Raw genomic sequence first — 16,422 nt, forward strand, 5'->3', positions numbered from 1 at the left:
AATTAAATAAAAATCCATTGAAGGAGTAATTCGGGTTTATATTGGTTGTTATTTTTTTTAACGCATTGATTGTTAATGGTTATTGTCTGTTTTTGACCTGTTTTTGAGCCCTGTGTATACTGTGTAATGATGTAAAAATATGTCTTATTGTTTACTTTCAATAGTGCGTGTGTAACTCGAATAATAAGTATTTAAATTGATTGCTTATATTAAATCCGGCAAGGCGATACTCTTATTTCCTGCTGCCTTTGACAGGTGGCGGGTGTGTGTATTTATACCGCAATAACGTCCTGATTAATTAACGCAATAAGAAATAAATACTCCCTTGATGTGTAAACATTTAGTGGGAGTAAAAAATAACATATTTTTATAACGTGTCCGGTGATTGAACTTATTAGCGGAAATAATGAAAGAGTGTTTTCTGATTATTAATTTATGGCTTTAATCTTACTTTCGGGGATGTATTCATGCCTGTGACTTCGTATTACTCAAAAACAAAAAGGGTAACAGCCTATCTGTTGCTCTTTTTGCAGTTATTTTTTCCGGTGTCGACGGCAACATTATCTGTTGCGCAGGCGGCAGAGCAAAACGATGCATTAATCATGTCAGAAACATTTGACGGACTTAATGCACTGATGGATACATCTCAGGCTCCGCTTCCGAAACCGCAGGACGGAAAAACCACCTCCGGCAGTAAGCTGAGCGGTGAGGGATTTACCGTTGAGATGCCGTCCGGCAGTGAATACGGTGTGATGCCGGCCGGTTCGAATAACGGTTTTATCTCCGGACAGAACGGTATGCCGTTCCCGATGAGTGTCAGCACACTGCCGGACCCGGCAAACCCTGCACCGCGTGATAACACGGTGCGGACTGACGATATCTTCAGTGCGTTGCCGACCCTCGGTCTGCCGGATATCTCTCCGGAAGATGACGCGGCGCAGAGTGAAGCCCGTCTGGCAGGCAATGCCTCACAGGCAGGGCAGATCCTCTCCGCAGATGATGCGGTGGATGCATCCCTCGGTTATGTGCGCGGTATCGGTGAAAACCTGCTGAACCAGCAGGTTAATGACTGGCTGAACCAGGTGGGCCATGCCCGCATCCAGTTCGGCAGTAATAAAACCGGTGATGCTGATGTCCTGGTGCCGTTAATCGATAACCCGAACAGCCTGTTCTTCTCACAGATCGGGCTTCGCGCTAATGAAGAACGTACCACCACCAACCTCGGTCTGGGCTATCGTCAGTATGAAGATGGCTGGATGTGGGGCGTGAACAGCTTTTATGACTACGATATCACCGGCAGTAACTCGCGGGTCGGTGTCGGCGGTGAGTTATGGGCCAACTACCTGAAGTTTGCGGCTAACGGCTACTTCAGGGTAACTGACTGGCACCAGTCAACACTGCATGAAATGCGCGATTACGACGAACGCCCGGCTAACGGGTTTGATATCCGTGCGGAGGGCTATCTGCCTGATTATCCGCAGGTAGGCGCATTTGCAAAATATGAACAGTACTTCGGCGACGGCGTCAGCCTGGCCAGTACCACCTCTTCCGGTGAACTGAAAAGTAACCCGTCGGTCTCCACCCTCGGGCTCAGTTACACCCCGTTCCCGCTGATCACGTTTAAAGGTCAGACCTCCCGTGGTGATTCCAATGACAGCCAGGTCGGTATGGAGCTTTCCTACCGTTTCGGCGTGCCGTTATCACAGCAGCTGGATACTGACAATGTTGATCTGATGCGTAACCTGGCGGGTAACCGTTACGACTTTGTCGACAGAAACTACAACATCGTGATGCAGTACCGTAAGCAGGAACTGCTGCGGATCGCCCTGCCGCCGGCACTGCACGGTGAAGCGGCACAGACGCATCCGGTGACGGTCAGTGTGCTGAAGGCCAAATACGGCCTGAAATCGCTGCGCTGGTCAGCACCTGAACTGCTGGCAAACGGCGGTGAAATCAGACAGACCGGGCTGACCACGGCGGATATTACTCTGCCGGAATATGTCTTTATGGATCGTAACGGCGGGCCGCAGGGCTACCGTGTGACGGTGGTCGGTGAGGATAACGAGGGCAATCCGTCCAACACCGCAGAAATGTGGGTGAATGTGATCCCGTCGGTGGAAACCGTTACTCAGCTGACCGTTACGCCGAACCAGTCACTGGTGGCGAATAACCGTGATCAGTTCACCGCGGTGGCGCTGTTACAGAATGACAAGGGCGAAGTGCTGGCGGATAAAGCGGTGACCTTCAGTGTGTCTGGGCTGAAAAATCCGGAAGGGGTGACCATTTATGATGCAGACGGCAACAGCGGCCAGACCCTGACCGTGATCTCCGGGCCGGACGGCATGGCGACCGTGAAAATCATCAGTAAATCCGCAGGTAAAGGATTGCTGAAAGCCAAGATGCGTAACGGTAACAGCCGTACGGAATCGATCGTCTATATTGCGGATCTCAGTACCGCAAAAATTAAAACGCTTGAATTAACCAATAACAAAGCGGTGGCTGACGGCCAGGCGAAAAATATCGCCGTGGCAACGGTGACTGACCAGTTCGATAACCAGGTGGAAAACTTCCCGTTAACGGCCAGAGCGGATAACGGCGCAACAGTCACCGATCCGAACCAGCAGACTGATGATAACGGCCAGGTCACTATCCGTTTCAGCAGTGAAACTGCCGGGGATTCAAAACTGGTGGTAGAGGGTACGGGCACGTCGAAGAGTGTGACCTCGCAGTTTGTCGCGGATATCAGTACCGCGAAGATCCAGAGTGCGGTCGTGACTCAGGATGGGGCGAAAGCCGACGGTAAAGCGAAAAATGAGGTTCTGGTGACTGTCACTGACAGCCGCAATAACCCGTTAGCCGGTGCACCGGTCACCATCAAAGTGCCGGGAACAGCCCGTTATCAGACCCAGCCGGTCAGTGGTCTGACAGACAGCCGTGGTCAGTTGCGTGTCAGTATCAGCAATACCAAAGCCGGTTCTGATAACTATACCTTCAGCATTAACGGCGATGATGCGGTACGCGCACTGAAATTTGTGGCGGATGAAACCACAGCAACCATTACGGATGCAAGCCTGGTTATCGTCACCAATAATCAGAAAGCGGATGGTGCGGCAGCAAACAGTGTAAGAGCGACCATTGTTGATGCTTACAATAACCCGGTTCCGGGGATCGCGGTGCAGTTTGTCACCGATCACGGTGCACTTCCGTCTCAGATGCAGATCAATACGGATGCGGACGGTAATGCACTGTTTGAACTGACAAATACCCGTGCGGGTAACACTAAAGTCACTGCACAGGTCAATACCAAATCCGCATCAAAAACCGTGATGTTTACAGCGGACAGCTCGACAGCGGAAATTCTGGCATCAAATCTCACGATAACCGCAGATAACAGCGCAGCGGATGGTACATCCGTCAACAGTGTGAAAGCGATTGTCACCGATGCACAGGGTAACGTTGTGCCGTATGTGGCCGTTCTTTTCACTGCGGATAATGGTGCGTCTCCGGCTTCACAATCACTGCTGACTAATGAGCAGGGTGAAGTAACCTTCAGCCTGACCAGTACCCGTGCGGTACAGGTTGCGGTTAAAGCGAAGATTAACACCAGTGAGCCTTCTGTTACTGTCACCTTTAAGGCAGACAGTGCGAACCCTGATGCTCAGAAATCCTCGCTGACAGCTGATCCGATGACGATCGTGGCAGACGGACAGACAACATCAACGCTGCATTTCATCTTAAAAGATCGTCAAGGGAACCTGATCCCGGGCCAGACTGTGGTTTTCGGAACCGCGCTGGCGGGAACAACGGTGAGCGGTACGACCGAAAATCCGGATGGTACTTACACCGCGACACTGAAAGGTGTTAAAGCCGGGGATGCGAAGGTCAGCATCACGCTGAACGGAAAAGCATTCGCAGTTACACCGGTCACCGTAAAACTGACCGCGGATAACGGTAACCTGAGTGGTGATAAATCTCAGCTGACTGCTGTTCCTGACACGATTGTGGCTGATGGCAAGACGTCTTCAACGCTGACCCTGAGCCTGAAAGACGCGAACGATAATGCCGTGAGCGGTCAGGAAGTTGTATTCAGCACCACGCTGGCAGATACCGTATTCAGTGCGGTAAGAGATAATGCAGACGGTACTTATACTGCCACTCTGAAGGGGACTAAATCCGGAACCGCAAAAATCAAAGTCACAGTGAATAATGCCGTGCTGGCCGTCGCTGAGGTGAGTGTAAAACTGACCGCAGACAGCGGTAACCTGGATAAGGGTAAATCCTCACTGGCAGCTGTACCGGACACTATCGTGGCGGACGGTAACACGACATCCGCAATCACCCTGACGCTGCGGGATGTGAATAACAACCCGGTGGCGGGGCAGACTGCTCTGTTCAGCACAACGCTGAAAGACACCACCTTCGGTACAGTAACGGATAATCAGGACGGTACCTATACCGCGACCCTGAAAGGCACCAAATCCGGTAATGCACAAATCAGCGTCACGCTGAACGGTAAGGCTTTTGCCGTCGCACCGGTGACAGTCAAACTGACGGCAGACAGCAGCAATCTGGATAAGGACAAATCGTCACTGACCGCAGCGCCGCTGAGTATTGTGGCAAACGACACTGCGACTTCATCACTGACGCTGACCCTGAAAGACGGGAACGATAACCCGGTTCCGGGACAGACAGTGCTGTTCAGTACCACGCTCGGCGGCACCACCTTCAGTGGCGTGACGGATAATCGGGACGGTACTTATACCGCAACGCTGAAAGGTAAGACCGCCGGTGATGCGGCACTGAAAGTGACTGTGAACGGTGCTGTGCTGACAGTGGCTCCGGTGACAGTGAAACTGACAGCGGACAGCGGTAACCTGGATAAGGATCAATCTGTCCTGGAAGCATCTCCGCTGAGCATTGTGGCCAACGACACCACGACTTCAGCGCTGAAACTGACACTGAAAGATGCCAACGGCAACCTGGTGTCCGGACAGACAGTACTGTTCAGCACCACGCTTGGCGGCACTACCTTCAGTGGCGTAACGGATAATCAGGATGGTACCTATACCGCGACCCTGAAAGGGAAAACCGCCGGTGATGCGGCACTGAAAGTGACCGTGAACGGTACGGAACTGCCTGTTGCGCAGGTGATAGTGACCCTGACTCCGGACAGCACCAATCTGGATAAAAACAAATCCTCGCTGACTGCAGCACCGCTGAGTATTGTGGCGGATGATGCCTCAGTATCGGATCTGAAACTGACCCTGAAAGATGCCAACGGTAACCTGGTCCCGGGACAGCAGGTGCTGTTCAGTACCACGCTCGGCGGCACCACCTTCAGTGGCGTGACGGATAATCATGACGGTACCTATACCGCAACGCTGAAAGGGACCAAAGCCGGTGATGCATTACTGACAGTGACCGTTAATGGTGCGGTGCTGGAAGTGGCACCGGTAACGGTGAAACTGACTGCGGACAGCGGTAATCTGGATAAGGATCAATCTGTCCTGGAAGCATCTCCGCTGAGCGTTGTGGCAAATGACACCACAACTTCAGCACTGAAGCTGACGCTGAAAGACGGGAACGGTAACCTGGTGTCCGGACAGACGGTGCTGTTCAGCACCACGCTGGCCAACACCACGTTCGGTACAGTGACTGATAATCAGGACGGCACCTATACCGCGACCCTGAAAGGGAAAACCGCCGGTGATGCAGTAATTAAAGTGACCGTGGGCGGTAATCCGCTGGATGTGGCGCCGGTTACTGTCACTCTGACACCGGACAGCACCAATCTGGATAAAAACAAATCCTCGCTGACGGCAGTACCACTGAGTATTGTGGCGGATGATACCTCGGTATCGGATCTGAAGCTGATCCTGAAAGATGCCAACGGTAACCTGGTTCCGGGACAGCAGGTGCTGTTCAGCACCACACTCGGCGGAACCACCTTCAGTGGCGTGACGGATAATCATGATGGTACCTATACCGCAACGCTGAAAGGGACCAAAGCCGGTGACGCATTACTGACAGTGACCGTCAATGGTGCGGTGCTGGAAGTGGCTCCGGTGACTGTTACCCTGACAGCGGATAACGGTAACCTGGATAAAAATCAATCTGTCCTGGAAGCGGCGCCGCTGAATATTGTGGCGAATGGTACGGCGGAATCCACGCTGAAGCTGACGCTGAAAGATGTCAACGGTAACCTGGTTTCCGGACAAGTTGTTCAGTTCACCACCACACTGGCAGATACCACCTTCAGTGGCGTAACGGATAACCGGGACGGCACCTATACCGCAACCCTTAAAGGTACCAAATCCGGTGATGCTCCGCTGACGGTTATTGTTAACGGCACCGGACTGGCAGTTGCACCGGTAACGGTTACTCTGACACCGGACAGCGCTAATCCGGATAAAGATAAGTCAGTACTGACTGCGGCTCCGCTGACCATCGTGGCGGACGATACTGCGACGTCTTCACTGAAACTGACCCTGAAAGATACTTACGGTAACCTGATCCCGGGACAGACGGTGCTGTTCAGCACTGATCTGGCAGACACCACGTTCAGTACGGTGAAAGATAACCATGACGGTACCTATACCGCGACACTGAAAGGGACCAAATCCGGTACGGCGGCACTGAAAGTGACCGTTAATGGTGCGGTGCTGGAAGTGGCACCGGTGAGCGTGAAACTCATCGGGGATAAGGATCATCTTGATGAGGATAAATCTTCACTGACAGCGGCACCGCTGAGCATCGTGGCAAACAACACCGCGACCTCGTCACTGACGCTGACCCTGAAAGATGTGAATGACAACCCGGTGATCGGTCAGACTGTGCTGTTCAGCACTGACCTGGCAGACACCACCTTCAGTGCGGTGAAAGATAACCAGGACGGCACTTATACTGCGACCCTGAAAGGGACCAAAGCCGGGAATGCGTTACTGAAAGTCACCGTCAATGGTGCGGTGCTGGACGTGGCGCCGGTCACGGTGAAACTGACTGCGGACAGCGGTAATCTGGACAAGAATAAATCCTCACTGACAGCGGCACCGCTGAGCATCGTGGCAAACAATACCACGACCTCTGAGGTGAAACTGACCCTGAAGGATGCCAACGGTAACCTGGTTTCCGGTCAGACCGTGCTGTTCAGTACCACACTGGCCAACACCACATTCGGTACAGTGACCGATAATCAGGACGGCACCTATACCGCGACCCTGAAAGGCAAAACTGCCGGTGATGCAGTAATTAAAGTCACTGTGGGCGGTAATGCTCTGGAAGTGGCACCGGTCACCGTCACCCTGACAGCGGACAGTTCAAATCTGGATAACGATAAATCTGTTCTGGAAGCGACTCCGCTGAGTATTGTGGCGGATGACGCAACGGAATCCACGCTGAAGCTGACACTGAAAGATGTCAACGGTAACCTGGTGTCCGGACAGACAGTACTGTTCAGTACCACGCTCGGCGGAACCACCATCAGTGCGGTGAAAGATAATCAGGACGGTACCTATACCGCGCTCCTGAAGGGTAAAACTGCCGGGGCTGCGGAGATCAAAGTGACCGTGGGCGGCAATGCGCTGGAAGTGGCACCGGTCACTGTCACCCTGACACCGGACAGCAGTAATCTGGATGAGGGTAAATCCTCACTGACCGCAGTACCGCTGACTATTGTGGCAAACAATATCACGGAGTCCGCGCTGACTCTGACGCTGAAAGACGTCAACGGCAACCTGGTTCCGGGACAAACTGTGCTGTTCAGTACCGGCCTGGCTGATACTACCTTCAGTGGCGTGACGGATAATCAGGACGGTACCTATACGGCAACCCTGAAAGGGACCAAAGCCGGGAATGCGTTACTGAAAGTCACCATCAATGGTGCGGTGCTGGAAGTGGCACCGGTGACAGTGAAACTGATCGGCGACCAGGATAACCTGGACAAAGGTAAGTCGGCACTGACGGCAGATCCGCTGACTATCGTGGCAAACAATACCACGACGTCTCTGGTGAAACTGACCCTGAAGGATGTCAACGATAACCCTGTGACCGGGCAGACCGTGCTGTTCAGTACCGGCCTGGCCAATACCACGTTCGGTACAGTGACCGATAATCAGGACGGTACCTATACGGCAAACCTGCAGGGTAAAACAGCCGGGGCCGCTGTTATCAAAGTGACTGTCGGCGGTACTGAGCTGGAGGTGGCACCGGTAACGGTCACCCTGACAGCAGACAGCAGTAATCTCGATAAGGAAAAATCATTGCTGACTGCAGTACCGCTGACTATCGTGGCGGATGATGCAACAGAGTCCGTGCTGACACTGACCCTGAAAGACGGCAATGACAACCTGGTTGCGGGACAAACAGTGCTGTTCAGTACCGGCCTGGCTGATACCACCTTCAGTGCGGTGAAAGATAATCAGGACGGTACCTATACCGCGACCCTGAAAGGGACCAAAGCCGGCGATGCGTTACTGAAAGTGACCGTCAATGGTGCGGTACTGGAAGTGGCACCGGTAACGGTAAAACTGACGGCGGACAGCAGTAATCTGGATAAGAATAAATCTGTCCTGACAGCAGATCCGCTGACTATTGTGGCAAACAACACCACAATGTCCGCGCTGAAACTGACCCTGAAAGATGCCAACGGTAACCTGGTTTCCGGACAGACCGTGCTGTTCAGTACTGACCTGGCAGACACCACCTTCGATACTGTGGTGGCTAATCCGGACGGTACCTATACGACGACCCTGAAAGGGACCAAAGCCGGCGATGCGTTACTGAAAGTGACTGTCAACGGTACTGTACTGGAGGTGGCACCGGTCACGGTGAAACTGACAGCGGACAGTTCCAATCTGGATAAAAATAAATCTTCACTGACAGCAGCACCGCTGACTATCGTGGCAAACAATACCGCGACCTCTGAGGTGACGCTGACCCTGAAGGATGCCTATGATAACCCGGTTGCGGGACAGACCGTGCTGTTCAGCACCACGCTGGCCAACACCACGTTCGGTACGGTGACGGATAATCATGACGGTACCTATACCGCAACCCTGAAAGGGACCAAAGCCGGTGATGCGGAGATTAAAGTCACTGTGGGCGGTAATGTACTGGAAGTTGCATCTGTTACGGTGAAACTGACAGCAGACAGCAGTAATCTGGATAAGGATAAATCCGTGCTGACAGCAACACCGCTGACTATCGTGGCAAATAACACGGCGACTTCAGCGCTGAAGCTGACGCTGAAAGATGCCAACGATAACCCGGTTGCCGGACAGACGGTGCTGTTCAGTACCACACTCGGTGGTACCACCTTCAGTGGCGTGACGGATAACCAGGACGGTACCTATACCGCGACCCTGAAAGGGAAAACCGCCGGTGATGCTCCGCTGACAGTAACCGTTAACGGAACTGAGATGCCGGTTGCGGTTGTGACCGTCACGCTGACAGGTGATGCCGCAACAGCGACTATCACAAATGTGAAACTCAACGGTGCGTTGACACGGAAGATTGCCAACGGCACGGATTCTTTTGAATTTATTGCCGAAGTCCGTGATGCGAACGGCAACGCGGTGAGTGGTGTGACCGTTAACTGGACCAGTACGGCCGGTACTTCAGCTAAATTATCTGAGACTTCACAGCAGACCGATGCAGCGGGTAATGCGACTGTCAAACTGACCAGTACCAAGACACCGGTCTATGACATTGTGATCAGTGCTGCACAGGGAAGCCAGACGGTTAAAGCGGATAAGGAAGTTTCCTTTGAAGAGCTGTTCTCAACGTCAGTGCTGGTGATTGATGCGATTGCAGCCGGAGATAAGCCGGTTAACGGAGCACACGTTAAGATCTTCTCGGTAGATGGAACAGAATTGCTGTTCGAGACGACAACGGATGCAACCGGTAAGTTTAAGGTCGATCTGGTTGGCGGAAAGTATGCAGTTAAGATCACTGCGAATAATTACGACGACTACGATGACTTTATGGTCGTGAAGAGCGGTGCGGATACCAACTTTAAGTTTGCGCTATCTCCGGCGCTGGGCACAGAGTTCGGCCGTATTATTCTGCAGTGGAGTGAAGCACCTAACGATCTGGATGCGCATTTACTGGTTCCGCCTGTCGGGGGAGGATCAAGAATCCATGTTTACTACCCTTCCGGCTCTAAAGATCCGGCGGGTGCGGATGCATCACTGGATAAAGATCAGCAAAGTCCACCCGGGGTCGAAACGATTACGATCAGGAAAGGGCATAAGGGGACTTATACCTACTTTGTTAAACGCTACTCCGCAGGTGCTGATGCTAAATTATCAACAGCGAAAGTCTTGCTTTTCCTGAATAAGGATTTAGTCCTGAAGTCAGGAACATCCAGGATGATGAGTTTTGATGCACCGGATGTGGTTGTACCTGCGAAAGCACAATGGATTGTATTTGATATTATTGTTGATGAGAATAATGAGGTTCAGGTAGTACCAAAAGGAACGGTAACATCAGTTGAGCCAACTTAATAAGAAAGGTTACTATTAATCAGTAACAATAATAAAAGCCACAGGCAGAAATGTCTGTGGCTTCTTTATTTTGTGATAACGATATGATTATGGTTAATTATCTTGGTGGTTATTGATTTATATGAATAATGTTCTGGTTTTGTCATCTGATTTAGTATTATTTTAAGGAGTAAAATTTTAATAATATGTTGTAAGTACGTATTCCATTTTGTGGCAAAGGTAATAAAAAATGCTTATTTTGTAACAGAGTGCTTCAAACGTAATCGCGAGAGGAGTGGGCGGGATATTTAGGATAAATCGTATTTATTGTGTAAAAACAGTCACTTCAATTTAACTTACTGATGTAATTAGTAAATTTGACTTATTATGCTATTTTTTAGATATGGATAAATTTTTATTGATAGGTTTAAGCTATTGTTAGATTTGAATGGAGAGGTGAATAAAAATTTGCACACACCGCCATAAGTCATTTACTCTTTACATGAAAATAAAATAACGTATATAAAGAGGGCTATTAACGATAACAGGTAATGGCAGCAAGATGATCATCCGGACCATTTTGTAATACCAATTCCCCCTGTGATAAAAAGAAATACAGCTGAAATGTCAGTGACGATAATGTTTATCCATACACGGGATAGCAGAGAGCATTAATCTCTGCTGCTGTGATATTGTGATCAACAAAATAGTTAACTATTTAATTATTTAGCCACTAAACAATATGAATGCTGAAAATAATATTTTTACTCTTATGTGGAGTGTAAATGTATTATCACGCTAATTATTTAACTAAAGAAGGAGGTGTCTTAAACAAGTATTCAATATATTAGTTTATCTTTTCAGTGATTATTATTATTTCACATGGCATATAAAACAGAATATATGTTGTTTTATTTATAAAATAGCAGTCAGAGTGTAATGTAGTCGTCAGGAGGATTTGTGATTAAAAATATTCATCCTATTTCCAGTGTAATAGGCCAGGCTCTTAAAAATAAACGCCGACAGCTCGGGTTATCAGGTATTGAACTTTCAAAAATTTTAAGCATCAGCCAGCAACAGATATCCCGTTATGAAAGAGGTGTGAATTGCTTTAACCTGGACATGCTTATGCGTTATTTTGCTGCTTTGCAAATGACACCAAACGATGTTAATAATTTATTCTCTGTATTAGGCAGCTATTACCATCATAAGGTCGGTGAGCATGAAGGAAGAATAGAACCCTCATACTGTCATGATTACAGAAAATGATTTAAACAATAATAAAATATATTTATACATAAATAATGAATGAAATCATTATGATGGGGATATCGTAAGTACTTATTGATAAATTATTTTATCATCATTAACTCTGAAAATCCGGAGCCGGGACATATTTATGTTTATGTCATATAACACGCTTAATATGAAAAAAATAAGATTATATCTGCTGTTTTCTTTACCCTTTATTTTTCCGGTTTCAGTCGCCGTATCGTCTGCAGCAAAGCCGGATATCAGGCAATCTGAGCCGGTGATATCGGAAACAATAGAAGGTATCGGGGCGGTTGTTGCCGTGTCTCCGGATTCTCTGAGAAACCGATTTTTATCCGGCAGACGGGGCATGCCGTTTCCGATGGATCTGACCACACTACCGGAACCTGCCGGAAAACTGCCGCCCGGCAGCCGGATCCCGCACAGTGATGTGTTCAGTACATTACCGGCAGTGCCGGTGCAGCGTGATAAATCCGGTGATCAGTTTTACTCGGATGAAATCGCCGGTGCCTGGCAGGCATTTTTCGATAACGACGGCGATGATATACCGATCAAATTCGATGGCGATCTGGAAAAAGATCTGAAAAATAATCAAAAAAACAGCGTATTAAATACCAACAGTTATATGGTTATCTATGATGAAAAACCATAGGTTTATCTTATGCATCTCTGCTCAGGTATATTTTATTATTACTTATAACCGTAATATCAGGAGGATCTATGATTTTTGATGATATGAAAACTGACTTGGCAGATATTATGAAGAAATTTGTAAAACGGAAATGTCATATTAAATATCACTATGATGCAGATAATGTTATTTTTTATATCGATGAAGAGAATGGTATGCGTATCCAGATCAATATAAATTGTATCAGTGATATGCCGGTATACCAGCAAGCATGATGACGCTGAACGAATGAAAATACATTTATATTTATACGGTCTCTGGTTTCTCTGGGGAGAAATACTGATAGCCATTATCTCTTCCGGGAGAGAATTGTATTTTCATATGAGTATGTACGTGTTGCTTCTCTTTATATTATTTTTCATCACAACAGGAAGGCGTTTTTTTATGGCATTATTCAGACAAGACGATAAAAAAGATAAAGTAAATAAAGCAGAATCTGTGAAGGCGGAACAGGCAAAAGCAGAACCGGTAAAAAATGAGCCGGCGGGTAAGAGTATTACTATCGTGGGAACAGGTTGTGAAATAACCGGTGATATGACCCCTGGAGGTAATATCGAAATATACGGAAAAGTAAAAGGGAATATCAATGCCGGCGCATTTAAAGTTTCCGTTATGGAAAAAGGGGTTATTGAAGGTGATGTGACTGCAGAACATGTTGCCGTTAATGGCATTATGATGGGAACCTGTAATGCCAAAAATACGGAAATCCTGCAAAAGGGTGAACTGAATGGTATTTGCCGGACTGAAGTATTTTCCATTATTACCGGCGGGCGTTTTACCGGCCAGTCCGAGCCTTATAAAAGCCATAAAGTCACCCCTGAAGCCATTGTTGCCGGTAAAGAAAAGACAATAAATCAAAAATGATCGTTACCCCGGCACACTATTAACGGATAAAGGAAAAATGAAAATATATTCCCGGTTTTTGATAGCCTTATTTTTTATCCCGTTACTTTGTTTTGCGGAAACACCGTCGCAAAATATTGAGTTGTTGAATATAAAAGCGATACAGGGAGAAACAAATGCCCAGTTTTTACTGGGAACACTGTATCTCACCGGACGTTATGGTGTGAAAAAAGATATTGAAAAGGGAAAGTATTATTTGCGTATTGCGGCCGGAAAGGGCGATTCAGATGCAAAACGCTTTTTAGCGCTTCAGTATTACAATGAAAAAGACTATTTTGCATTTCTTACTCTGTTTTATGAATATTGCAGAGATGTTATTGAACAGAATTCTGAATGACAAAAACCGGGTTTTAAAAAGGCTTGTATTGAATGCAAGCCTTTTTTATTTACGAACCGGCATTCAGGCTGGATTTCTTTTTGATTGAGCGGAATGCGCTCAGTTTGATATCGCTGCATACCTTACCGAGTTTTATCGTCAGACTGTTTCTCATATAAATTTTAATATCATTATCCATGATGCTTTCATTTTCCCGCAGGAAATTAAACTCGTTCATGACTTCGCCGTATTTTCCGGATAATACCCGGTAATCACCGGCATTGGTTTTGCGCAGCAGATACATATCATCAATACAGCTGTTACTGGTGGAATTCTGTGCCGGTGCAGGGAGTAATTTTACCGGCTCTGCCACTGGTTGTGCGGGCTGAGGTGATATTTGCCGTGATGCGCTGGTACAGCCGGACAGCGTGGTCAGTAATCCCGAAATCAGAATTAATGTTTTAAAACGCATGAGAACTCCTCTGGCGGGTATATATTGTATCGGATTTTAAGAACAGAGAGGGCTATACCTTAAAGTATGTCTGCGGTGTTTGTATATGAATAGAGTGTGACGAAATAAACATAATAATATGGTATTTATCTTTACTGTTATAGTGATAAATATAAAGATAGTTATATTTTTATATATTAAATATGGCATGGTGCTGAATATTAATCAGTGCAGGCAGAAGATATCATTGTATACACGTTAAAAGAGTGATAATAAACATAATATTATAAACGGAAAGGATAAGATGGTTATATATAACCGGTATTTTTCCGCAGAGTAAACAAAAAAGTCTTTTTCTCAGGCGGTGTTGTTGTATCGTGACAGGAAACTGTCTTTTCCGGAACGGAAAACAGCCTTTTACGATTCATCAGCAGGATAAGAAAAAACAGATAGTTACAATCAGGCGGGTGACTTTCTGATGGGGATAGTGTGATGCTTAAAGATGTGTTTTTCAGCTTCCGGATTGTGCTGATGTACCCGCCCGTGGTTGATTTGAATCTGACCGGTATTTTGATCTGCTGTTCACAGACAGGCCGCTGCCGTTTGAGGAATCGTTTTACCGGAGAATAAAAAAAGGCATCCGCCCCCGGATGCCTTTGGGTACAACAGCTGAACAGCGGACTATTCAGCGGTTCTGGTACTGGTGCGGATCAGGTAATCAAAGGCGCTGAGTGATGCTTTGGCTCCTTCGCCTGCTGCGATAATAATTTGTTTGTACGGCACGGTGGTACAGTCACCGGCACCGAACACTCCTTTAATACTGGTTTCGTTACGGGCATCGATCACAATCTCACCCATCGGGTTCAGATCCAGTGTTCCTTTCAGCCACTGCGTATTCGGCAGCAGGCCAATCTGAACGAAAATCCCCGCCAGTGTCAGTGTGTGAAGTTCACCGGATACACGATCTTTGTACTGTAAGCCGGTCACTTTGCTGCCGTCGCCGAGCACTTCGGTGGTTTGGGCATTCACAATAATATCCACGTTTGCCAGGCTGTGTAGTTTCTGCTGTAACACCGCATCGGCTTTCAGTTCCGGGGCGAATTCCAGCAGTGTGACGTGTTCCACCACACCGGCCAGGTCGATAGCAGCTTCCACGCCGGAGTTACCGCCGCCGATCACTGCCACGGATTTCCCTTTGAACAGCGGGCCGTCACAGTGCGGGCAGTAAGTCACCCCTTTGGTGCGGTATTCCTGTTCACCCGGAACACCCATATTACGCCAGCGGGCACCGGTACTGATAATGACGCTGCGCGCTTTCAGGGTGGCACCGGACGCGGTCTGTAACTGATGCAGGCCGCCTTGTTCCGTGGCCGGGATCAGCGCGGTGATGCTCTGGTTATCAATCACATCTGCGGTGTAATCTTCCACATGCACTTTCAGTGCTGCGGCCAGTTTTGCGCCTTCGGTTTTCGGCACGGAGATATAGTTTTCAATATCCACGGTATCCAGCACCTGGCCGCCGAAACGTTCTCCGATAAGCCCGGTGCGGATCCCTTTACGGGCGGCATACACGGCGGCAGATGCCCCGGCAGGGCCGCTGCCGACAATCAGCACTTCATACGGTGCCTGCTGATTCAGGGCGTCAGCTGCACGTTTACCGGCATTGCTGTCCACTTTATTGACGATTTCCGCCAGTGTCATACGGCCCTGACCGAACTCGTTACCATTCAGGAAAACGGCCGGCACACCCATGATATTGCGTTCGGTGATCTCATTCTGAAACAGACCGCCGTCAATGGCCGTGTGTGTAATATTCGGATTAAGCACCGTCATCAGGTTCAGTGCCTGCACCACATCCGGACAGTTATGACAGGAGAGTGAATAATAGGTTTCAAAATGGAATTCACCTTCCAGATCACGCACCTGATCCAGTAATTCCTGTGCTTCTTTCGACGGATGACCGCCGACTTGTAACAGTGCTAACACCAGTGAGGTGAATTCATGACCCAGCGGGGAACCGGCAAAACGGATACCCTGAGTCTGTCCCGGATTTACAATCAGAAATGACGGCTTGCGTGCAGAGGCACTGTTATCTTCGCGAACGGTAATTTTCGGCGATAACTCAGCGATTTCCTGTAATAATGTCCTGATTTCACCGGACTTAGCACTGTCGTCAAGGGTTGATACCAGCTCAACCGGACGGGTTAATTTTTCGAGATACGCTTTAAGCTGCGCTTTCATTGTGTTATCGAGCATGATTATTCCCTTAAAAAATCGGGTGCAATGCACCCGATAACAGTAAATAAGA

At 48.4% G+C, this 16,422-nt stretch carries 8 protein-coding genes; 6 read left to right on the forward strand and 2 right to left on the reverse strand.

Annotated features, from left to right (window positions below; translation table 11 throughout):
- Positions 1–602: 602 nt before the first annotated feature.
- The 6 genes from U868_RS25260 (at position 603) to U868_RS0105885 (ending at position 13,684) form a co-directional block, all read left to right on the forward strand.
- On the forward strand, positions 603–10,502 hold the full coding sequence (locus tag U868_RS25260) for an invasin domain 3-containing protein (protein ID WP_162817213.1): 9,900 nt from the start codon (positions 603–605) through the stop codon (positions 10,500–10,502).
- 939 nt (positions 10,503–11,441) lie between these two features.
- A complete protein-coding gene (locus U868_RS23460; RefSeq protein ID WP_051583026.1) occupies positions 11,442–11,750 on the forward strand; it encodes a helix-turn-helix domain-containing protein in 309 nt (102 codons plus the stop codon).
- A 262-nt stretch (positions 11,751–12,012) separates the two neighbouring features.
- Entirely contained in the window at positions 12,013–12,405 is a 393-nt protein-coding gene (locus U868_RS0105870; protein ID WP_240182666.1) for a hypothetical protein, read from the forward strand.
- Positions 12,406–12,473: 68 nt separating this feature from the next.
- Entirely contained in the window at positions 12,474–12,659 is a 186-nt protein-coding gene (locus U868_RS0105875) for a hypothetical protein (protein WP_025152473.1), read from the forward strand.
- Between the two features lie 13 nt (positions 12,660–12,672).
- Positions 12,673–13,308 carry a bactofilin family protein gene (locus U868_RS0105880; protein ID WP_240182667.1) on the forward strand — a complete coding sequence of 212 codons (636 nt, stop codon included), beginning with the start codon at positions 12,673–12,675 and terminating at the stop codon, positions 13,306–13,308.
- Between the two features lie 37 nt (positions 13,309–13,345).
- On the forward strand, positions 13,346–13,684 hold the full coding sequence (locus tag U868_RS0105885) for a tetratricopeptide repeat protein (protein ID WP_025152475.1): 339 nt from the start codon (positions 13,346–13,348) through the stop codon (positions 13,682–13,684).
- Positions 13,685–13,733: 49 nt separating this feature from the next.
- Here the strand turns inward: U868_RS0105885 and U868_RS0105890 are convergent, their stop codons facing one another.
- Both U868_RS0105890 and ahpF read right to left on the reverse strand, forming a co-directional pair.
- Positions 13,734–14,135 carry a hypothetical protein gene (locus U868_RS0105890; RefSeq protein ID WP_025152476.1) on the reverse strand — a complete coding sequence of 134 codons (402 nt, stop codon included), beginning with the start codon at positions 14,133–14,135 and terminating at the stop codon, positions 13,734–13,736.
- 660 nt (positions 14,136–14,795) lie between these two features.
- A complete protein-coding gene (gene ahpF / locus U868_RS0105900) occupies positions 14,796–16,370 on the reverse strand; it encodes an alkyl hydroperoxide reductase subunit F (protein WP_025152477.1) in 1,575 nt (524 codons plus the stop codon).
- Between the last annotated feature and the right edge of the window lie 52 nt (positions 16,371–16,422).

The sequence above is a fragment of the Morganella morganii H1r genome (genome assembly GCF_000633515.1).
In the GTDB taxonomy this organism is placed as follows: Bacteria; Pseudomonadota; Gammaproteobacteria; order Enterobacterales; family Enterobacteriaceae; genus Morganella; species Morganella morganii_B.